Below are 17,596 nucleotides of genomic sequence, written 5' to 3'. Positions count from 1 at the left end.
CAAGGACTCAGATTAATGCAAAATGCTCAGATATGTCTAACAAATGGGGTGCAGTTCAATTTAGCGGCTTTTTTATTTTATCGGTACAAGTTCGAATCCCGAGCCAAGAACAAGAACTTGTACCGATTGCCGATTAGATGAATATCTAAGTAATCCCGACGCTACTTCATTAAGCTAACGGGCAGTTTAGTTATAACAAATGGGTATCTATGCCGCTCAATATGATAACGAATATGTCCAGGATAATACGCGCTGCCTCATCGACACATGTAACTCATAGAGCTTCAACCAATACTGGAAATGGGACCTGGTAACGCCCATTTGATTTGCGTATTCCGTCTGCGATAGAAGATCAGGGTCATACCCTTGAATTATCGCCAATTTCTTATCCTTAGTAAATTTAGTCATAAAAAAACTGCACCTCCAACTGTTAGAGTGTGTCTAACAATTGGGGTGCAGTTCATTTAAAGCGGCTTTTTATATTTGTATCTATAACGTCTGTTTATGAACTAGGCATTGAAGTGATATATGGATCAGATAATTATTGGATAAACAGGTAAGGTTTATATTGTTACTAGACGAAATACATATTATTATTAGTAGGACTAATGGTATAATTTTCTACAAAATACTAGGCAAATCGACTTGATCTTATAGGAGGATACAATGACATTTTCTAAGAAATTAAGTATAGCTGCCACCGCAACGATAGCGCTTACTCTTTGCACGGCTATCCACTCAGACGTATCAGCTGCTTCTAACTCGACGTCTATGCCATTTAAGGACTTGAAAGAGGCAGCTCCATGGGCAAGGGTCATGATTCAAGAAGCACAGGACAAGCAATTAATAAATGGAGATAAGAAGGGCATGTTCCGGCCTCTACAGGCAGTGACCCGTCAAGAAGCAGCTGTGGCTCTTGCTAAAGCACTGGATCTACCAATGGGTGATACTTCAGTATCCTCGTTCTCTGACGTCTCAAAGGACTTGTGGAGTGCCGGCGCCATTGAAGCAGTAAGAGCGGAAGGGTGGATGAAAGGAGACAGCAAAGGAAATTTCCGGCCCAAAGAAGTGATTACTCGTGAAGAGTTAGCTTCTATTTTGGCACGAGCACCACAAATAGAGGCAGTGGAATCGCAAAAAGCTTTGTCATCTATTAAAGATGCAAATAAAATCTCCACTTGGGCAATCGAATCTGTTGCTTCTATAATATCGACCGGCTTTATGACGGGTAGCAATGGAAGCTTCTATCCTAAGCAGTCCGTTCTTCGACAGGAACTTGCAGCTGTTCTGCTTCGATTGGATACCGTAAATCGTGATCTTCTAACAATTGAGAAGGTGGAGAACTTTAAAGTAACGATCGGAGGAACAACATACTCCGTAGTTGAATCATTAAAGCCATTGTTTGCAGAAGCAAATGATCCTGTATTAAAGAATGCAGGCATTCGTTTTGTATCAGAGAATGGACAAATTAAACAATTGCTCGATTTAGAGCTCGTGACAACGGGAAAGGCAGCAGATAAGGGGCAGTCTGAATTCTCCGGAAACCTCGTATTGGATGGTGGGAATGTCACTATAGAAGGCGGCCTAAAGGTTGACGCTGATTATATCACCATTCAGAATTTGAATATTAAAGGTGACTTGGAAATAGGGGAAAAGCTGAATAATGATTTCTATGCAAAACAAATTTCGGTTAAAGGGAAAACCTATGTAAAAGGCGGAGATGAGAACACCGTAGTTTTTGATCAGTCCGCATTAGAGGGCATGGATGTCAGTAAGGAAGGAGTAAAAGTAGAAGCAATTAATAAAACAGTTGTCCAAGATGTGCATATCAACTCCAAAGAAGCGGGATTATGGGGTGATGAATCGATCACGTATCAGCAAGTAACCATCGGAACGGAAGCAAATTATGTGTATCTCGCAGCGCGGATTAATAACATAGAAGTGAACTCAGGACAAGGCAAAACCGTTGTTAGCGGTAATGGTGTCATTGATAATGTCACGATAAAAGGAACCGGTGAGGTTTCGATACTAAATAAAGGAGCCATTGGAAAGATAACCATCGATGACATAGCTGTAAAGGTTACGTTACCGTCTAACGTATCAATTCAAAGTATCGTGCTGCCTCCTGGTGTCAGACCTGAACAGGTTATTAAGAATTATGACGCTGTAAAGTCTCAAATTCAAATGATTAACAATGCAGCCAATCCGGCGTATGTACCAGATACCAGCACAGGAAACCCTTCTACTGGTGGAGGAAGCGGAACAGGATCGGATGGAGGTGGAAATTCGACTGGTCCTGTGTCTCCACCACCGATAACCAACCCAACGCTCCCCAATCCAATACGTTTCTATAGCTATGAAAACCGTAAACCCTCTGAGGCGGATGTAGTAGTCACAGCTGACAAGACAGGCACCATTTACTATGCGGCGATTCCGTCAGATAAGGATTTTATTATTCCAAGTGTAGATCAGATTAAAAGTGGGTCTGTTCCGGGTCTCGATTCGGTTATAAACGGTAATTTTTCTGTGACGGCTAATCAACGTACCACGTACAAGCTTGATGGGCTTCTGGAAGATAAGGGTTATAGAGTATGGGCATTTTTTAAGGATTCCTATACAGGTGTTGAATCCAGATTAATACATCTCACATATATACTGAATTATTTACCCAACTCATATTATGTCTTACCTTTTCAAAAAGAGGACTTATCGCAGATCCGTATTCAATTTACGGCGATATTAGATCCCAATATTACAAACACTTCTGATCCTTCTGCTGTTATTAAGGATGGACGGTTACGAAATTATGGGTTTGGACATATTCCTATTACATCAATTAATTGGGATCTAACTATTCCTGACATGCCCATTCTAAGTTTGCATTTCGATCCTATAACATTAGGAAATGGTAAATCACATATGTTAGATTGGTCTTATAATGAAGATGTGCTCTATATTATGGTGACAACACCTGACGGTGCAACGTATAAACAAGGATTTGGTAGATACGGACAATATGGAGGAGAAGACGTTGTCTCACTCATAACTACACAATTGGCCATTGAAACAGGAATGGTTGAAAATCCTTCCAGAGCCGGTGATGTATTGCATGTGTTAAGAGCATATCCTTCTCCACTGAGTCAGGAGCTTGCCTTGATAGATTTTAATGCAAAGGCATATCAGAAAGCTCTAGCTGAAGCGGGCAAATACACAACTTATGCTGATGTTAAACAGATTATTGCAGCTGTGAATGAAAAATATCCCGCTCCTTCTGAAGATGAAAGCAACGCTATCCGAGCGGTGAATTATGCTTCTGAAGCACGATATATGGAATCAAGTATAATGGTAAACGCCTCTCTGTTGAATATTGACCGAACCATATACGAACAGCTTCATGAAGTAATCCGGAGAGAAATTGCTCAATCTATGATAGAGCAGCGTTCACTCGATCCTTTAAAGAAGTATTCAAGTGTCAAAGAGATTAAGGAAGCTTATGAGCAGGCCTACCAAGCCGTCTCAATGGTTCCAACTAACATCCATTTCGTTGATAGTGATACACGGGCAGGAATTGTTGGTGGAGAGATTAGATGGACACCAGGTACAGAGGAAAGTACCGTCGATCGATATGAGTTATTATGGGGCGCAGATGGTCTGCCGACATCAACCATTACTACACTAGATAAACAAGCAGGGAACTCGTATCTATTGCCACAAGGAACTATGATCCCAGTCGGGGCAACCCAATTGTTTATACGAGCAATTTTGCAGGGTGGAACAAGCACAACCGCTATTTATACGGATGTGAAGGACACGTTCCCATTAGCACCAGATAACCCGTAATAAGTAAGGATGATAAAAGGAATATATTAATCGGAGCAGACGCCAGCATGGAATTCTCTGTGGATGATGAATTAACCTGGATACCTTATGATGAACTGAATCCTCCGCTATTCCCAGGGGATGCGGCCATCAGAGTTCGTATACAAGCCGATCCGGTGAATCAGGTTCCAGCTGGAAGGGTAGCTATGATTTCTTTCGTGGACAATGTATATATGTATGTTGGCATTAATGATGTAAGTAATACTTTCGAACCAACGTATATTTCGTCAGCTATGGAGTTCGGTAGATGACGGGGCAACTTGGACATCCAATAATGAGCAGAATCCACCCGAATTTCCGGGTGACTTGACCTTACAGCTTCGGGAGAGAGGGGGACAATACTTACCTCCAGGGCCTGCGAAGAGCTTCACATTCACATCCAAAGTACACATGCAATTTATAGGAGGGAATTACCTCATGACCTCGAGTAAAGGAGCTGAATATTCCGTAAATGGCGGAGCTTGGATATCACTTCCATTTGATCAACAAGTTAAATTCCAATCAGGAGATGTAGTTGAAGTCCGCGAAGCAACTCGTGGTGTTTTCCCAGCAGGGGAAATCGAGACATATAGATTTTAAATTACTGAAAAGGCCTGGAATCTATTGCGATCCAGGCCTGTATGTATAAACTGGTGTCGGGGGACAAGAACATGGTCCCATTGAAAGTCGCTAATTTAGCGGCTTTATTGTTTTATCGGTACAAGTTCTTGTCCCAAGTCGAGGACAAGAACTTGTACCGATTGCCGTAATGGACAAGAACATAGTCCGATTACCGATTAGATGAATATCTAAGTAAACCCAATGCTCCTTCATTAAGTTAACGGACAGGATTACGTACTAACCCTATTCTCCGTCGATACGAGAAAAACATCGAGAAACCAATTGTTCTCCATGCTACAATGAACACCGTGGAGGTGCACATCTATGGTCAATAAGCAAAGAACTCAATCCGTACTTAATTATAATGAAACGCATGTACAGGAAGACATTCAGTGTGCTTGTAGCGTTTGACCCCGGCTTCTCTAAGTCACATTTTTTGCGCGTGTTTGAAGCGTACACCGGCTTCACCGACATGTCATATGTACGCGGTTGAAAACAAGATCTTGATGCAGAACGATTAAGGAATATCAATGATAAAATAACGGGGATCGCATATAACTACGTCTTCGAATCCCCTGATGAATTCGGAAGAGCTTTCAAAACCCTGTATAGAATAACACCAGAAAACTATCGGAGAGGAAACGGCTTCTTTTGTCTACCTACATTCCACGCTATAATTGAAATTAATTATCCTGAGCAATTTTTGTGAAACGGAGTAGAAAACAAAATGGTAGACATTCATCATAACTTTCATTTGTTTTTCGACGATTTTGGGCTGCAGCAGCAAAGCTCAAATGGTTCAGAACCAATGATTTTGCGAACGCCAATCGGAGACGGAACCTTTCGTCGACTCGTCCCTCGCCCCGATCTCAATATTGTGTTTTCCGATTTGACGTTTCATGGCGATTTCCTGATGCCGCTAAATGCAAGAACTCCAATGGTTGAGCTTCACTATTGTTTGCAAGGAAAGAATGTCATCCATGTCGAACAAAAACAATACGAATTTGTTCCCGGGATGTGCGCGCTTCAGCTAATCGACGAAGGGAAAGCGCAGTTAGAATTTATCGGGAATCAACATTATCAAGTGTTGTCAGTCGGGATCCCCATTTCGACCTTTAATCATTATATGGAGGATATCTCGGGTGCCAAACATCTTAACTTCTCCGGCCTTCTCGGTCGAAAGCCATTTCGCCTATTTCAGGAGTCCATCGATCCGGTAGCTGCCGTGATCATTAGACGGTTGACTCAGTACGTACAAACAAGCAGAATCAAAAATTTGGAGCTGGAGTGTAATGTGCTGGAGCTCCTGTTGTCGGCCTTTCAATCGTTTCTTTTCGAGCCGAAGCCTCCGAAATTATCCAGCATTGAAAGTCAAAAAATACAGCGGGCGCGCGATATCATGTTGGAACGCATGGCGAACCCCCCATCATTGGTCGAACTGTCCCGCATGATTGGCCTTAACGACTATAAACTAAAAATTGGTTTTAAAGAAGTCTACGGATCGACCGTATTTGGTTATTTGAAGGAAAAGCGTCTGGAGAAAGCCTTTCTCCTTTTACAGCAAGGAGACTTGAATGTGTATGAAACGTCGCTAATGGTAGGCTATTCCAACCCCAGTTACTTTTCGGAAGCGTTTCGGGATAAGTACGGTGTGAATCCCGGAAACTTGCGTAGACGTTCATTTTGATTAGCGGCAGTTATAAACTTGAAAATATTTCTTTGAAAGACTGTTCTTCGGAGTAGTCTTTTTTTGTTTGAATCGATTACTCCCTGTGGCCGCGAAAATACTCCGTCTAGTGGTAGATAAGGAATCGATTCGGTTGTATTCTAAAAAATGTGAAGGTCATGGGAGTGTAGCACTGGCTCCTATTGCTGGAATTCGCAAATATTTGTCGAAAAAATGAGCCGAATCAGAGAAAAACGCTGCGATTTGCTTCTGTTATTGGTGCTGTAGGTGACTTAGCTGGGATTCTGATCCAAGTGTAGTGATCTGATAGGGGAAGGAAGAGATATGACAAATTTAAAAAGGGCTTACAAGACTGCTGGAAATCGCCGGAGAAAGCGCGGACTGATATTCGTCTCCTGCCTGTTATCTTCGCTCGGCGCAGTTTGTATGCTGGTGCCTTACGCTTCCATGTATTTCATTTTGAAAGAGTTGCTGGAACACTCAGCGCCACCAGTGTTGGCTGGAGGAGCAGAGATGATCCGTTGGGGCGTAATCGCATTACTCAGCTTCGCAGCCGGCTTGATCATGATGTACGCATATGATTCGCTGGAACGGATGAATGCTTCTGCCGTCCAGTATGTGCGAGGGATGCCGGCCGTCAAGGTGTTCGGGCAAACTGTGCAATCGTTTCACCAGTTTCACATTCATGATCCGGAAAGCACCGATGATGCGCGAGGAAGTGATCGGCCTGATAAAGATGTGGAAAGTGGATTTCTTACGAGGCTGTGCAAGTGAACGATAAAGAATACATTGAGAGGTAAATGCGCATGAATCAAATTTATACATTATTGGTTGGCATCCATATTTTTGCCGCTATCTTAGGTGCGGGTCCTTTACTCTTATCGAACGTGATCCTAAAAAGTGCTAAGGATTTAAGTGAATTAAAATATGCACATCAAGGCGTTGAGAAACTGAATAAAGCTGCCACTATTGGTTGGATCACTTTATTGCCTACTGGATTATTGATGGGATGGATCAACCCATCACTGTTTCGAATGTTGTGGTTCGACACCTCAATAGCTTTGTTCGTAGTTTTCAGCCTTTACTCGGAAGTGGTTATTGGATCTAAAATGAAAACTTTGCATGAACTGATCAAAACCTGTGAAAGTGAAGAGATTCCGCAACAATATAAAACCTTGTCTAGTAAACTAACTCCTTATGATTGGTTTGGTAAACTACTCGTCGTTGCCATTATCCTATTGATGGTGTTTAAACCTTAAAACTGTAACAAAATATATACTCGTTCCATTTGTATGAAAAAAACAATAAGAGAGGTTTTTTAAGATGAAACGAAGCATACGCAGCAAACTGATAGAATCTATTTTATTAATGAGTGGAACAAAACAACGTTATTCAGATAAAGTGAAGTTTGCGAAATTTCTCGAACAAAAGCGAACCGTGAATGCAAAACCATATTTTTTGCCTAAAGGAATCCAACAAAAACTGAATATTGGCTTGGATCAATCGTATGGAAAGGACTGCTATGTATTTCATGGGTACAAACAAGTCGATGATAAATATATTATTTATTTGCTAGGTGGAGGTCATATAAATCGGCCTGTAGGTGGTAATTGGAAATTCATACGTAAAGTAGCGGACCTGAGCAATGCTACAGTGATTGTGCCTATCTATCCAAAAGCCCCTCTTCATCAGTATCATGAATCATATGATCAAGTACTCCCCATTTATGAAAAGCTGTTAATGAAAACCTCTCCGCAAAATATTATATTGATGGGAGATTCGGCAGGCGGTGGATTTGCGTTAGGATTAGCTCAACTGTTAAAGGAAAAAGATCTACCACAACCAAGTCGAATAATATTAATTTCTCCATGGTTGGATATCACATTGTCGAATCCAGATATTCAACAATTCGAGAAAAATGATGCCACCTTAGGTTCATATGGGCTCACCATCATCGGAAGACTATATGCTGGCGACACAGACCCTAATCACTATCTTTTAAGCCCAATAAATGGTGATATACAAGGCTTAGGGGAAATTTCCTTATTTATCGGAACTCACGATCTGATGGTAGCTGATGCGCGAAAGTTTAGAGACCGAGCTAAAAAGGAGGGTGTCATGATCAATTACTACGAATATCCAAAAATGAACCATGTCTTTCCTGCGATGCCGATTCCAGAAGCCAAAAAAGCAATTAGACAAATCATTGATTTGATCTCTTGAAATAAAAAACTGAAACTGCACCCGTTCCATCGAAACACGGGGAACTACTGACGAAGTGGCTCATTTATTTCGGAGACCTGGCTCTCAACTTACCGAAACAGTGGCTCTAACGCACCGGGATATTCGGGAAAAGGGACTGGGCGTCCCCACGTTCAGACTGCAAAAACTGCTGCTTGCCGATATGCTCTGTTATATGCATCGCATTCCGGTAGGACAACAGGTGTGGCCGGGTCGGGTAAGAGCTCGCTCATCAACCATGTATTCATGCAGAAGTATCCCGACGCGATCGCGATCGACCAGTCCGCGGTCGGTGTATCCAACCGATCCATTTCTGCTACCTACACGGGGATTATGGATGATGTGCGTAAAACTTTCGCAACAGCCAACATGGTCAATCCTGGGCTGTTCAGCTTCAACTCCAAAGGGGCTTGCGAGCATTGCCAAGGGCTCAGCGTTGTCTACACGGATCTCGCTTACCTGGATGAAGTTAAGTTACCTTGCGATGTATGCGGCGGCAGACGATTCAAGGAGGAAGTGCTCCGGTATAAGTTGAACGGACGCTCCGTCGCCGATGTGCTGTCCATGACTGTAAGTGAAGCGATCGATTACTTCGGCATGGGCAGCGGAGACATTGTGCGTAAACTGCAGGCGATGAGCGACGTCGGGCTGGACTGGACTATCTGTCGCTCGGCCAGCCGCTGAGTAAGCTGTCCGGCGGTGAATGCCAGCGGATCAAGCTGGCCATCGAGCTGCACAAGCAGGACGGCATCTATGTGATGGATGAACCTACGTGTCGGGGGACAAGAACATAGTCCCATTAGAAGTCGCTATTTCAGCGGCTTTTTTGTTTTATCGGTACAAGTTCATGTCCCGGTTCGAGGACACGAACTTGTACCGATTGCATTACCGGTTATACATATATTTAATCATTTTCCAATCGCTATTTCATTAAGCTAACGGGCAGGTTAGTTACAATGTTTCGTGGAATATTAAAAGGAACCTGAATAACTTGTTCAATAGTTAAGGAAAGGGGAAACGTATGGACATACAAAGTATCTCAGAAATGATAGATACAGATTGGCTTCGTAACTTATCAAACAACTATCTTCACGAAAAAGGAATCGTTACGAACTGGTCCTGCAATTCGATCGGTGCGGTTGATAAGAATTTTGTAACAGGAGGGGTCTACCGGATATCTGGGACAACCGAAATAGATAGTGGGGCGCAACAATCTTGGTCATTTATTCTGAAAGTAATTAATCCCGATCCCTTGCGTGATGGGCGGCGCGTCGATCCGTCTCCATTTATCGGTTTGTAATGTTCGGGGTTTTTTAGCCGAAAGGATCTCCTGCAGCCAACTTGAAGCACGTGGATCTCGCCGGAAAAATGAACGACCGGAACTGCACAGACAGTAAAAATTCGTCATATTCCGAACAATGAAAACAAAGTAGCTCCGGACTTGTTTGCCCGGAGCTGCTTTGATATTCAAGTGGAAGCCGTCAATGGGCAATTGAGTTCCCGAAACAGTGGGCGCTTATGGAAATAGAGCAGATGTACGTGGTTTAGGTTGGCATTTTTAATGCGACGGCCTTTTGCAAGGCCATGTACCGGGCAGGCTTTGCTGGTTTCCCGATACCGATTTTACGGCGGAAGAATAAGCTTGTTGTACATTATAAATTCTTGCTGCGTTTAATAAGTAAATGAGTAGAGAGGGGGAGGTTATGTTGTATAGAATATTTTCCCTGATTCTTATCTTTTCACTTTTTGGGGTGTACAGATAGCGAGTACGTGCAGTCCAAAACCTTGGTCTTATGAGATATTAGCCAAAGAATCAACAGCAATCGTTTATGGCGAAGTGTCGAGTAGCAGTAACAGTGGGAGACAGACTACGATCAAGGTCATCAACCGGGAACAGCACCGAAGATTGTACACATGCCTTCAACAGAATCCAGTCAGAAAACAAAAGAAGATGAGTGTCCGGATTTTTCGATGAAATTTCATCAAGGAAAAACGTACATTATTTTTTTGAAGAATGCTGGCGCAACTCCGAAATTACTATACCCGGATTGGACAACGGCCTTGGAAGTGAACCAAAATCACGTGATCGTTAGTATGCAAGGGGATAAAGTAGAAGTAGAAACTCTTATTTAGAAATATGCTTCGGATTACCAACACATTGTTAAAGCGCCGGATCAGTTGGCTCCGGTATGGGGATCAGAAAAAAAACAATAAAACCTTAATTGCGTTGGTTTCTACTGCTGCTGTAGTAATTGTAGGAGGATATATTTATTTATTTATTTATTATGAAAAATATGAAAAGAAGAAGGTAAAAAACGCAGGTTGGTTTCTGACCAATCCGTTTTCTCATTTTAGAAGCTAAAGGTTAGTGGAGTCCTAGATAATCTCTTACATATATACACTTGAGAGAGTCGTAAAGTTGCACTAGGGCGTGTATGACAAACTGTGACGCCCTAATTTGGGTAAATAAAAAGTATGATGAGACGATATGAAATACGTGACGACCAATGAGAAAAGATTAAGGACCTACTGCAGCCGGAACGAAAACCACAAGGAGGGAGACCCCCGAAAGACCATCGTCATATGCTAAATGCCATGTTATGGATTGCACGAACCGGTGCACCTTGGCGGGATTTACCGGAATACTACGGCTCTTGGTCCAGTGTTTACAGCCGATTTCGCCGTTGGAAAATATTTGGGACAAAATCTTAGAGCATGTCTCCACGGAACCTGATTGGAAAGCGTCATGATTGTCGCGACGATCGTCCGTGTTCACCAACATGCAGCGGGAGCAAAAGGGGGCCTCAAGCAAGCAATAGGGCGTTCCCGTGGCGGACTAACCACCAAAATTCACACCGTGGTGGATGAGCCACATCTGATTTGCCTTATCCCGGTAGGGACTCGGGCCATGCACCGGGGGCAACCCAGTTCAATAGCAGCAAGGCCAAACGCGCTCTAGACCAAATATTGACTTTGGGCATGGAGGAGCCAGATTCGTCCGGCAAAGAACGGCTGGTTGGCGTCTTGACGGAGCGTGAAACGGAAGTATTGCAGCTGCTTGCTTACGGAAAGAGAAACCACGAAATATCTGCGATTTTATGCATTCTTGGGGCGCAGGACCGCACACAGGCAGTGGTCACTACCATTCGAATGAAGCTTGTATAATAAAAAAAGAATCAATTGGAAAGGCTTGCTCGGGGTATCGAGATTTCGGAATACTTCCGTTCGATAATGGCGTTTCACGAGCCTTTACATTTCTTAAAGGAGGATTTGTATCTTGAACAAGTAGGCATATAGAAACAAGCTGGCTGTAGTCACCGGTGCTTCATTCGGAATCGGTAAAGCGTATGCCAAAGAACTGGCGGCACGAGACTGTCATGACGTTCTGGCAGCGCGTCAAACTATTTCATCTTATCTATGGGTCATTTGCTTTCTGAATCCTTAACAACATGAAGGTCACTTTAGGGCATGGCTGGGGATCCGGAGATACATAAATCGAATATTCCACATAAACACTTTTAAAAAGGGAATGGTCCTTTTATGTTTTCTGAGATTCTGTGTGAAGAGAGATCCTTAAGACCCGAGGCGCACTGAAATCGTCGGAGCTGATAAGGCACTAAGTGGCCGTGAGGACGCAGCTTTGGGGAGAGCTGGTGTATGGAAACTGAGAAGTTGATTGATGATCGGACACTTTGAACTATTTTTGCCTGAATGCTTATGATTTATCATTAAGCATGCTTAGAAGCAGCGTCATAAGCTGTAACATATTGTATCGCTGGATATCACATCGTTGTTGAGCGTACATTGCAACATTTGGGAAGTTAATGGCGGTATTTATTATAGAATAAAAATCGATAAAAATGAGAGGGGAAAGGAATGAGATGGCTTGGAGGTTTCATCATTTTAATTGTACTATTGTTAATTATTCTGGTGTCTTGTAAATCTTCATCCAACCAGAATGTGGTTGAATATCGTCAAGAAGTAAGCCAATCAGAAATACATGCTTTCAGTATATCAGCCAATGAAGTTGTAAGTGTGACAACGCACATGTTGGATTCAGATGATATTGCCGGAGAAACACATGAGGAAAATAATATTAATAAATTATTGAATATTTTAAACCACAATCATGCAATGGATCCCGATGATTCTCCACCGGCGGACTTTTACAGAGAAGTACGCATAAAAAAACAGATGGATCCTATATAGTACTAAATTTCGGAGGAGGGGGGTCCTTTTTTAAAGAAGAAGATTCAGGATTTTTTTATGTTCTTTCACCAAAAGAAAATTATAGATCCTTAAATTCATTAATTGATTATATTGAAAGGTGAAGACTAAATTAATAAATTAACATCATTTTTCGTATCTGTCGGGAGACAAGATCATGGTCCCATTGAAAGTCGCTATTTTAGCGGCTTTTTTGTTTTATCGGTACAAGTTCTTGTCCCGAGACAAAGACAAGAACTTGTACCGATTGCCGTAATGGACAAGAACATAGTCCGATTACCGATTAGATGAATATCTAAGTAATCCCAATGCTACTTCATTAAGCTAACGGGCAGTTTAGTTATAACAAAACTCTCCCAAAATAAGGGGGTACATTTGATATAATCATCTAAGCAGTTGGTAAAACGGCTGTTGTTTACATAGATGGGTATCTATGCCGCTCAACATGATAACGAATATGTCCAGGATCATACGCGCTGCCTCATCGACAAAGAATTATTTTTCGTCAACTAAAATCCCAGATATCGCAAGCAAGATTTTAGGCGAACTTTCCATGAACTTAGATGAGAGTTCCAAATGGGCGATTACCACCTTAGATGAATCTTGGAACTACAAGAATTTTCCACAAAAACCGATTTTAATTTGGAAATAAGAAATCCCTCGATATTATGCTGCGGCTTGGAAATAAACTTCTAGCGGTAGAAGCGAAGGCACGTAGAATCAGGATGAATTCCATGTTTGTTTCTAAAGAATCTATCGAAAATGACACAGCACGAATGGTGATCCAGCCCCTTACCCAGTTGCATGATCGCTTAAAGGAATTAAAAGAAATGAATCACGATATTTTGCACGGGGTCGATGAGATCTATTTAATGGCGGTTACCTTAGGTGAGTTTCCAACTTTAACCCCATTAAGACGATATCCGAAAGGAGCTGCAGGGCCATTTTCAAATCCCGATTAAGGCATATTATATACTACTCAACAAGCGGTCAGATAACGAGGCCACAAAAAAATACTGAAGGTAGATTGTCGCAACGGCTAGGATTTAATATTACTCAACTTCCGGTTTATTGAGCAAATCTTCCAGGGGCGAAAACATAACTTTATAGTGGGAGTGTGAAATATGAGAAAAATATTATTGGTTTGTATTATGATAATGTTGATGCTAGCATCGGCTTGTGGAAATGTTGAAATGACATCGCCTAAACCTGAAAAGGATGAGTCTATTATTCCAAAAAACACATCCAAATATTGTACTGTAGAACGTATAAATTTGGATACTAAAACTGAAAAATATTTCTATGGAACTTGGAAAGTTGAGAAGCTTTTAGGATTTGCAAATTCATATAATAATGCTTCTGAATATCCAACAGGGCAAAAATTTATTGGAGATGAAATTATAATCAAAAAAGACTTTTTTTTCATCAAAAGGACTTAAAAACTATAGTAATTATCAATATGAACTAAAAAATCCATTATATGAGATTACAGCGACATGCTATAACTTTGACTCTTTTTATAGATTATATAAAATAGATATCCCAGACTTAAATATAAATGATGTAGTAAAAGCAATAGATACCCTTCTACAAAACTTAGAATACCTGTAGGTTTAAGTTTTTTTGTTGTTAATAACAATAGGCTTATCTTGTTATCAGAGGTAGCTATTTTTGAGCTTAAAAAAATTACGGATTAAATGAATTAAGGTTATGTAATAAATTCTGTGCTAATAGAATAGAAAATATCCTTCGTTGAAAGCAAAGATATCCGTAAAAACGGAATCTCATTCATAAAATGCTTATAATAAGTTTATACCAGCTTGTGGAAGTAAGAGCTGAGCAGAATCCCAAGTATCTAGTATATAGATCGTTATTGTATAATGCCCTATTAAGAAATGCTTAATTAAGACAAAGCAGTGAAGGCAAATTGAATTTTCCATTAAACTAACGGGAAACGATAGCACGATCAAAATAAGAAAGCAGGCTATACGGCCTCCCGCAAGTGATGGTTCTGCTAACGGAATGAAAGAGTACAGCGATGGAACAGAACCATCGCTTTTTTCGTTCAACCTTGCCAGAAGAGGGAAAGAAGGTTTTTTGTTATATAGAATGAACAAAAGAGATGAATGTTATAGGCCCTATTGGGCCGTTATAATAGGATGTTCAATGCAAACTTTAGTTCAATCTATATAGATACTTCTATCGTCATAAAGGTTTTTCTTGGTTTTCAGAAATGTCTCTGATGAAATTGGCTTCGCGAACATGAAAAGTGATTACTTTCATTTTTCGTGCCTTATTGACGCGTCAGATAAGATAGTATATCATCTTTTAATAGTAATAATTACGATTAACGGGATTTCATCATCATATTTTCCACGTAAGGGAAAAGTATACATCATTTCAAATCGTAATTATTACTGTTTACAAGAAGGGGGAATATCTATGATCAACTGGAATAAATTCCAGCTTTTATGTTGTGGGTGCGATGGTTAGGGAGCAAAACAAACGAGACATACCCCAAACCCAAATATGGAGTCATGAATCGCACGATAATAACAAAACGTTAAGCAATAATTTCAATTCAAAAAAGGGGACACCGTAAGATGAAAAAACGTTTAGGCTCCGCAGTGCTGTGCACAATGATCACTTTATGCCTGTTTTTCGTGAGCGCCTGCTCCAGCAGCTCGCCTCAATCGGGAGAAACACTTTCCAAGGACAATCCGGCTGCGTCCGGGAGTGCGGAGGCATCATCGCCTGCCACGTCGCAAGCCGAAAGCAACGGAGAACAAGTCGTCATCCGCCATACGATGCACGATCACGAATTTACTCCCGAGATGATCGCGGAGTTCGAGAAAGAACATCCGAATATTAAAATCGAAACCGTACCGGCCGATTACAACAAGTTGATGTCGATGATAACAGCGGGGAATGTTCCTGACATTATTCGCACCGATTTGTCTGAGCTGCCAGGCTATGTCAACAAAGGGATGGCGCTTGATTTAACCGATTATTTCAACAGCAGTGCGGTGCTTCAACCGGACGATTTTCTGCCCATCGTCAACCAGTATCGCTTCGATCCCGTGAAAGGAAAGCAAGGGGAAGGGGAGCTATACGGATTCCCGATGGACGTGTCGCCCGACTTTACGATTTTTTACTAACAAAAAGTTGTTTGAAGCTGCGGGAGTGCCGTTTCCCAGCAGCACGGAAGCGATGACGTGGAGCGAACTCGTGGAGTTGGCCAAAAAGCTGACGGTGAAAAGCGGAGACAAGGTGACACAATACGGTCTCACCTATTATAAAGGCAATATCGCGGCTAACCAGGATCTGCTCAACCTGCAGCTTCTGCAGATGGGAAGTAGCGCTTACAGCTCCGACTTCAAATCGGCGGAATATACAAAGCCGGAAGTGAAGAAACTGCTTCAGTTTTGGGCAGACACGACTAAATCTATGATCGGACCGAACCCGCTGCATCCGGCAACAGATTGGGTCGGCCAACTGTTCGTCGAAAACAAAGCAGCAATGATGATGATAGGGTACCGTGGCTCAGGCTTCCTGAAAGCCAATCCGTTGACAAAGGACCGTCTGGCGGACTTTGGCGTGGCTCCGGCGCCTGTGGCGGATGACGGAACCCGTATTTCGCCGACAGCCTTTGGGACTGGAGCGATGATCTACAGCCAAACGAAGCATCCGAAAGAAGCCTGGACGGTGTACGAATGGTTTCTCGGCGGCAAGCCGGAGGAGGAACAAGTCAAGGCGGGCCTCGCCCTGCCCGGGACGCGCAAACTGATGGAACTGCTGCCGAAAGAGACGGATTTTGACAAAATGAACGTTGAATTCATTCAGAACGAATTAAAGTACAACAACGGGACCATGCCATTCAATTCTTATCTGACGTATCAGGCCGTGGACTCGGTGTTTGATAAGTACTTTACGCCGGTATATTACAATAAGGATACGGTTGACGGAGCTGCGAAAAAAATAGACGGAAGAACTAAACGTCCTCATACACGAAGGCATTCAGTTGCTTGGCTCCCGCTGAGCGAAAATAACCCATGAACAGAAGGACTAAAGAAGCACTGGAGTTCTACCTATTTATCTCTCCCTGGTTTGTCGTGTTCATCCTGCTCGGTCTACTCCCGTTACTTTATGGATTATATTTGAGTTTTACGAATTTTGCAGGTTTTAACATGCATGCCGTCAAATGGATCGGACTTGAGAATTACATCAAAGTGTTCACCGACAACGATGCCATGTACGCGCTCGGGCGGACGATCCTGATTACGGTCCTGATCGTCCCGTTGAGTCTCGTCGTCGGATTTTTGCTGGCCGTGCTGCTGAACCAGAACATGAAGCCTATCGGCATGTATCGCGCTTTGTTTTTCATGCCGTCTATCATTCCGGTCGTGGCGACTGGAACGATGTGGCGTTCTTTGTTCGTGCAGGATGGTCTGGCCAACCAACTGCTGACCGGGTTGGGAATGAAGCCAGTCGACTGGCTCGGCTACGATTATGCGATGCTATCCCTGTTGATTATGTTGCTCTGGGGGAGCGGCGGGGGCATTCTGATCAATTTAGCTGGATTGAAGGGCGTACCCAAGCATTTGTATGAAGCGGCTGCTATCGATGGCGCCTCGGCGACACAGCGTTTTACCAAAATTACGATTCCGCTCATGACGCCCGTTCTGTTTTTTCAATTTGTGATGCACGTCATCGGCTCGCTGCAAATTTTTGTTCAGCCGGTCCTGCTCGCGGCCAATTCGAACAGTCTGCTGTCTTTGCCGATTCGTCCCAATTATGTGTTCTCGGTGCACGCGTTTCAACAAATATTCGCCTTCAACCGATACGGGTACGGACTGGCGCTCCTTTGGGTCATGTTTAGCCTGATATTGCTGCTGACGATGGTTGTATTTGTCACAAGCAAGCTTTGGGTGTTTTACGAAGTTGGACAGGAGGGAAAATAAA

General features: G+C 42.5%; 17 protein-coding genes and 3 pseudogenes. 19 read left to right on the top strand and 1 reads right to left on the bottom strand.

The window, feature by feature from the left end:
* Positions 1-267: 267 nt before the first annotated feature.
* A pseudogene (locus tag PVOR_RS31945) lies at positions 268-408 on the bottom strand (helix-turn-helix domain-containing protein); the annotation flags it as partial.
* 258 nt (positions 409-666) lie between these two features.
* Here PVOR_RS31945 and PVOR_RS17105 point away from each other — a divergent pair.
* The 19 genes and pseudogenes from PVOR_RS17105 (at position 667) to PVOR_RS17025 (ending at position 17,595) form a co-directional block, all read left to right on the top strand.
* Entirely contained in the window at positions 667-3,840 is a 3,174-nt protein-coding gene (locus tag PVOR_RS17105) for an S-layer homology domain-containing protein (protein ID WP_006210662.1), read from the top strand.
* 47 nt (positions 3,841-3,887) lie between these two features.
* Positions 3,888-4,130, top strand: a complete 243-nt coding sequence (locus PVOR_RS17100) for a hypothetical protein (RefSeq protein ID WP_006210661.1) — start codon at positions 3,888-3,890, stop codon at positions 4,128-4,130.
* Between the two features lie 166 nt (positions 4,131-4,296).
* Positions 4,297-4,458, top strand: coding sequence for a hypothetical protein (locus tag PVOR_RS30710; protein ID WP_006210660.1), 162 nt, complete (start codon positions 4,297-4,299; stop codon positions 4,456-4,458).
* Positions 4,459-5,206: 748 nt separating this feature from the next.
* Positions 5,207-6,166 carry a helix-turn-helix transcriptional regulator gene (locus PVOR_RS17095; protein ID WP_006210659.1) on the top strand — a complete coding sequence of 320 codons (960 nt, stop codon included), beginning with the start codon at positions 5,207-5,209 and terminating at the stop codon, positions 6,164-6,166.
* A 352-nt stretch (positions 6,167-6,518) separates the two neighbouring features.
* Positions 6,519-6,847 (top strand): annotated as a pseudogene (locus tag PVOR_RS17090) (hypothetical protein); the annotation flags it as partial.
* Between the two features lie 125 nt (positions 6,848-6,972).
* A complete protein-coding gene (locus PVOR_RS17085; RefSeq protein ID WP_006210657.1) occupies positions 6,973-7,425 on the top strand; it encodes a DUF2269 family protein in 453 nt (150 codons plus the stop codon).
* A gap of 64 nt (positions 7,426-7,489) precedes the next feature.
* Complete coding sequence (locus PVOR_RS17080) at positions 7,490-8,389, top strand: alpha/beta hydrolase fold domain-containing protein (protein ID WP_006210656.1); 900 nt, start codon at positions 7,490-7,492, stop codon at positions 8,387-8,389.
* A gap of 216 nt (positions 8,390-8,605) precedes the next feature.
* Positions 8,606-9,180: pseudogene (locus PVOR_RS17075) on the top strand (ATP-binding cassette domain-containing protein); the annotation flags it as partial.
* 248 nt (positions 9,181-9,428) lie between these two features.
* Positions 9,429-9,707, top strand: a complete 279-nt coding sequence (locus PVOR_RS17070) for a hypothetical protein (RefSeq protein ID WP_006210654.1) — start codon at positions 9,429-9,431, stop codon at positions 9,705-9,707.
* A gap of 614 nt (positions 9,708-10,321) precedes the next feature.
* Complete coding sequence (locus tag PVOR_RS30705; RefSeq protein WP_006210653.1) at positions 10,322-10,540, top strand: hypothetical protein; 219 nt, start codon at positions 10,322-10,324, stop codon at positions 10,538-10,540.
* Positions 10,541-10,924: 384 nt separating this feature from the next.
* A complete protein-coding gene (locus PVOR_RS33045; RefSeq protein WP_083811702.1) occupies positions 10,925-11,119 on the top strand; it encodes a transposase in 195 nt (64 codons plus the stop codon).
* A gap of 168 nt (positions 11,120-11,287) precedes the next feature.
* The gene (locus PVOR_RS17055) at positions 11,288-11,572 is read left to right on the top strand and encodes a response regulator transcription factor (protein WP_006210651.1); all 285 of its coding nucleotides are present in this window, start codon (positions 11,288-11,290) and stop codon (positions 11,570-11,572) included.
* Between the two features lie 139 nt (positions 11,573-11,711).
* Positions 11,712-11,852 (top strand): hypothetical protein, encoded by a 141-nt coding sequence (locus PVOR_RS32585; RefSeq protein ID WP_138917796.1) that lies wholly within the window; start codon positions 11,712-11,714, stop codon positions 11,850-11,852.
* A 431-nt stretch (positions 11,853-12,283) separates the two neighbouring features.
* Positions 12,284-12,616 carry a hypothetical protein gene (locus PVOR_RS17050; RefSeq protein WP_006210650.1) on the top strand — a complete coding sequence of 111 codons (333 nt, stop codon included), beginning with the start codon at positions 12,284-12,286 and terminating at the stop codon, positions 12,614-12,616.
* 752 nt (positions 12,617-13,368) lie between these two features.
* Entirely contained in the window at positions 13,369-13,596 is a 228-nt protein-coding gene (locus PVOR_RS17040; RefSeq protein WP_040680712.1) for a hypothetical protein, read from the top strand.
* A gap of 162 nt (positions 13,597-13,758) precedes the next feature.
* A complete protein-coding gene (locus tag PVOR_RS31940; RefSeq protein ID WP_006210647.1) occupies positions 13,759-14,073 on the top strand; it encodes a hypothetical protein in 315 nt (104 codons plus the stop codon).
* Positions 14,074-15,237: 1,164 nt separating this feature from the next.
* A complete protein-coding gene (locus PVOR_RS29250) occupies positions 15,238-15,792 on the top strand; it encodes an extracellular solute-binding protein (RefSeq protein ID WP_006210646.1) in 555 nt (184 codons plus the stop codon).
* 25 nt (positions 15,793-15,817) lie between these two features.
* Positions 15,818-16,690 carry an extracellular solute-binding protein gene (locus PVOR_RS29245; protein ID WP_006210645.1) on the top strand — a complete coding sequence of 291 codons (873 nt, stop codon included), beginning with the start codon at positions 15,818-15,820 and terminating at the stop codon, positions 16,688-16,690.
* On the top strand, positions 16,687-17,595 hold the full coding sequence (locus tag PVOR_RS17025; RefSeq protein ID WP_006210644.1) for a carbohydrate ABC transporter permease: 909 nt from the start codon (positions 16,687-16,689) through the stop codon (positions 17,593-17,595). The genes PVOR_RS29245 and PVOR_RS17025 overlap by 4 nt, the downstream gene beginning before the upstream one ends.
* The last annotated feature ends 1 nt before the right edge of the window (position 17,596 follow it).

Source organism: Paenibacillus vortex V453 (assembly GCF_000193415.1).
GTDB classification, from domain to species: Bacteria; Bacillota; Bacilli; order Paenibacillales; family Paenibacillaceae; genus Paenibacillus_AQ; species Paenibacillus_AQ glucanolyticus.
The sequence above is the reverse complement of the archived record's forward strand: the minus strand, read 5'-3'. Positions and strand labels throughout refer to the sequence as shown.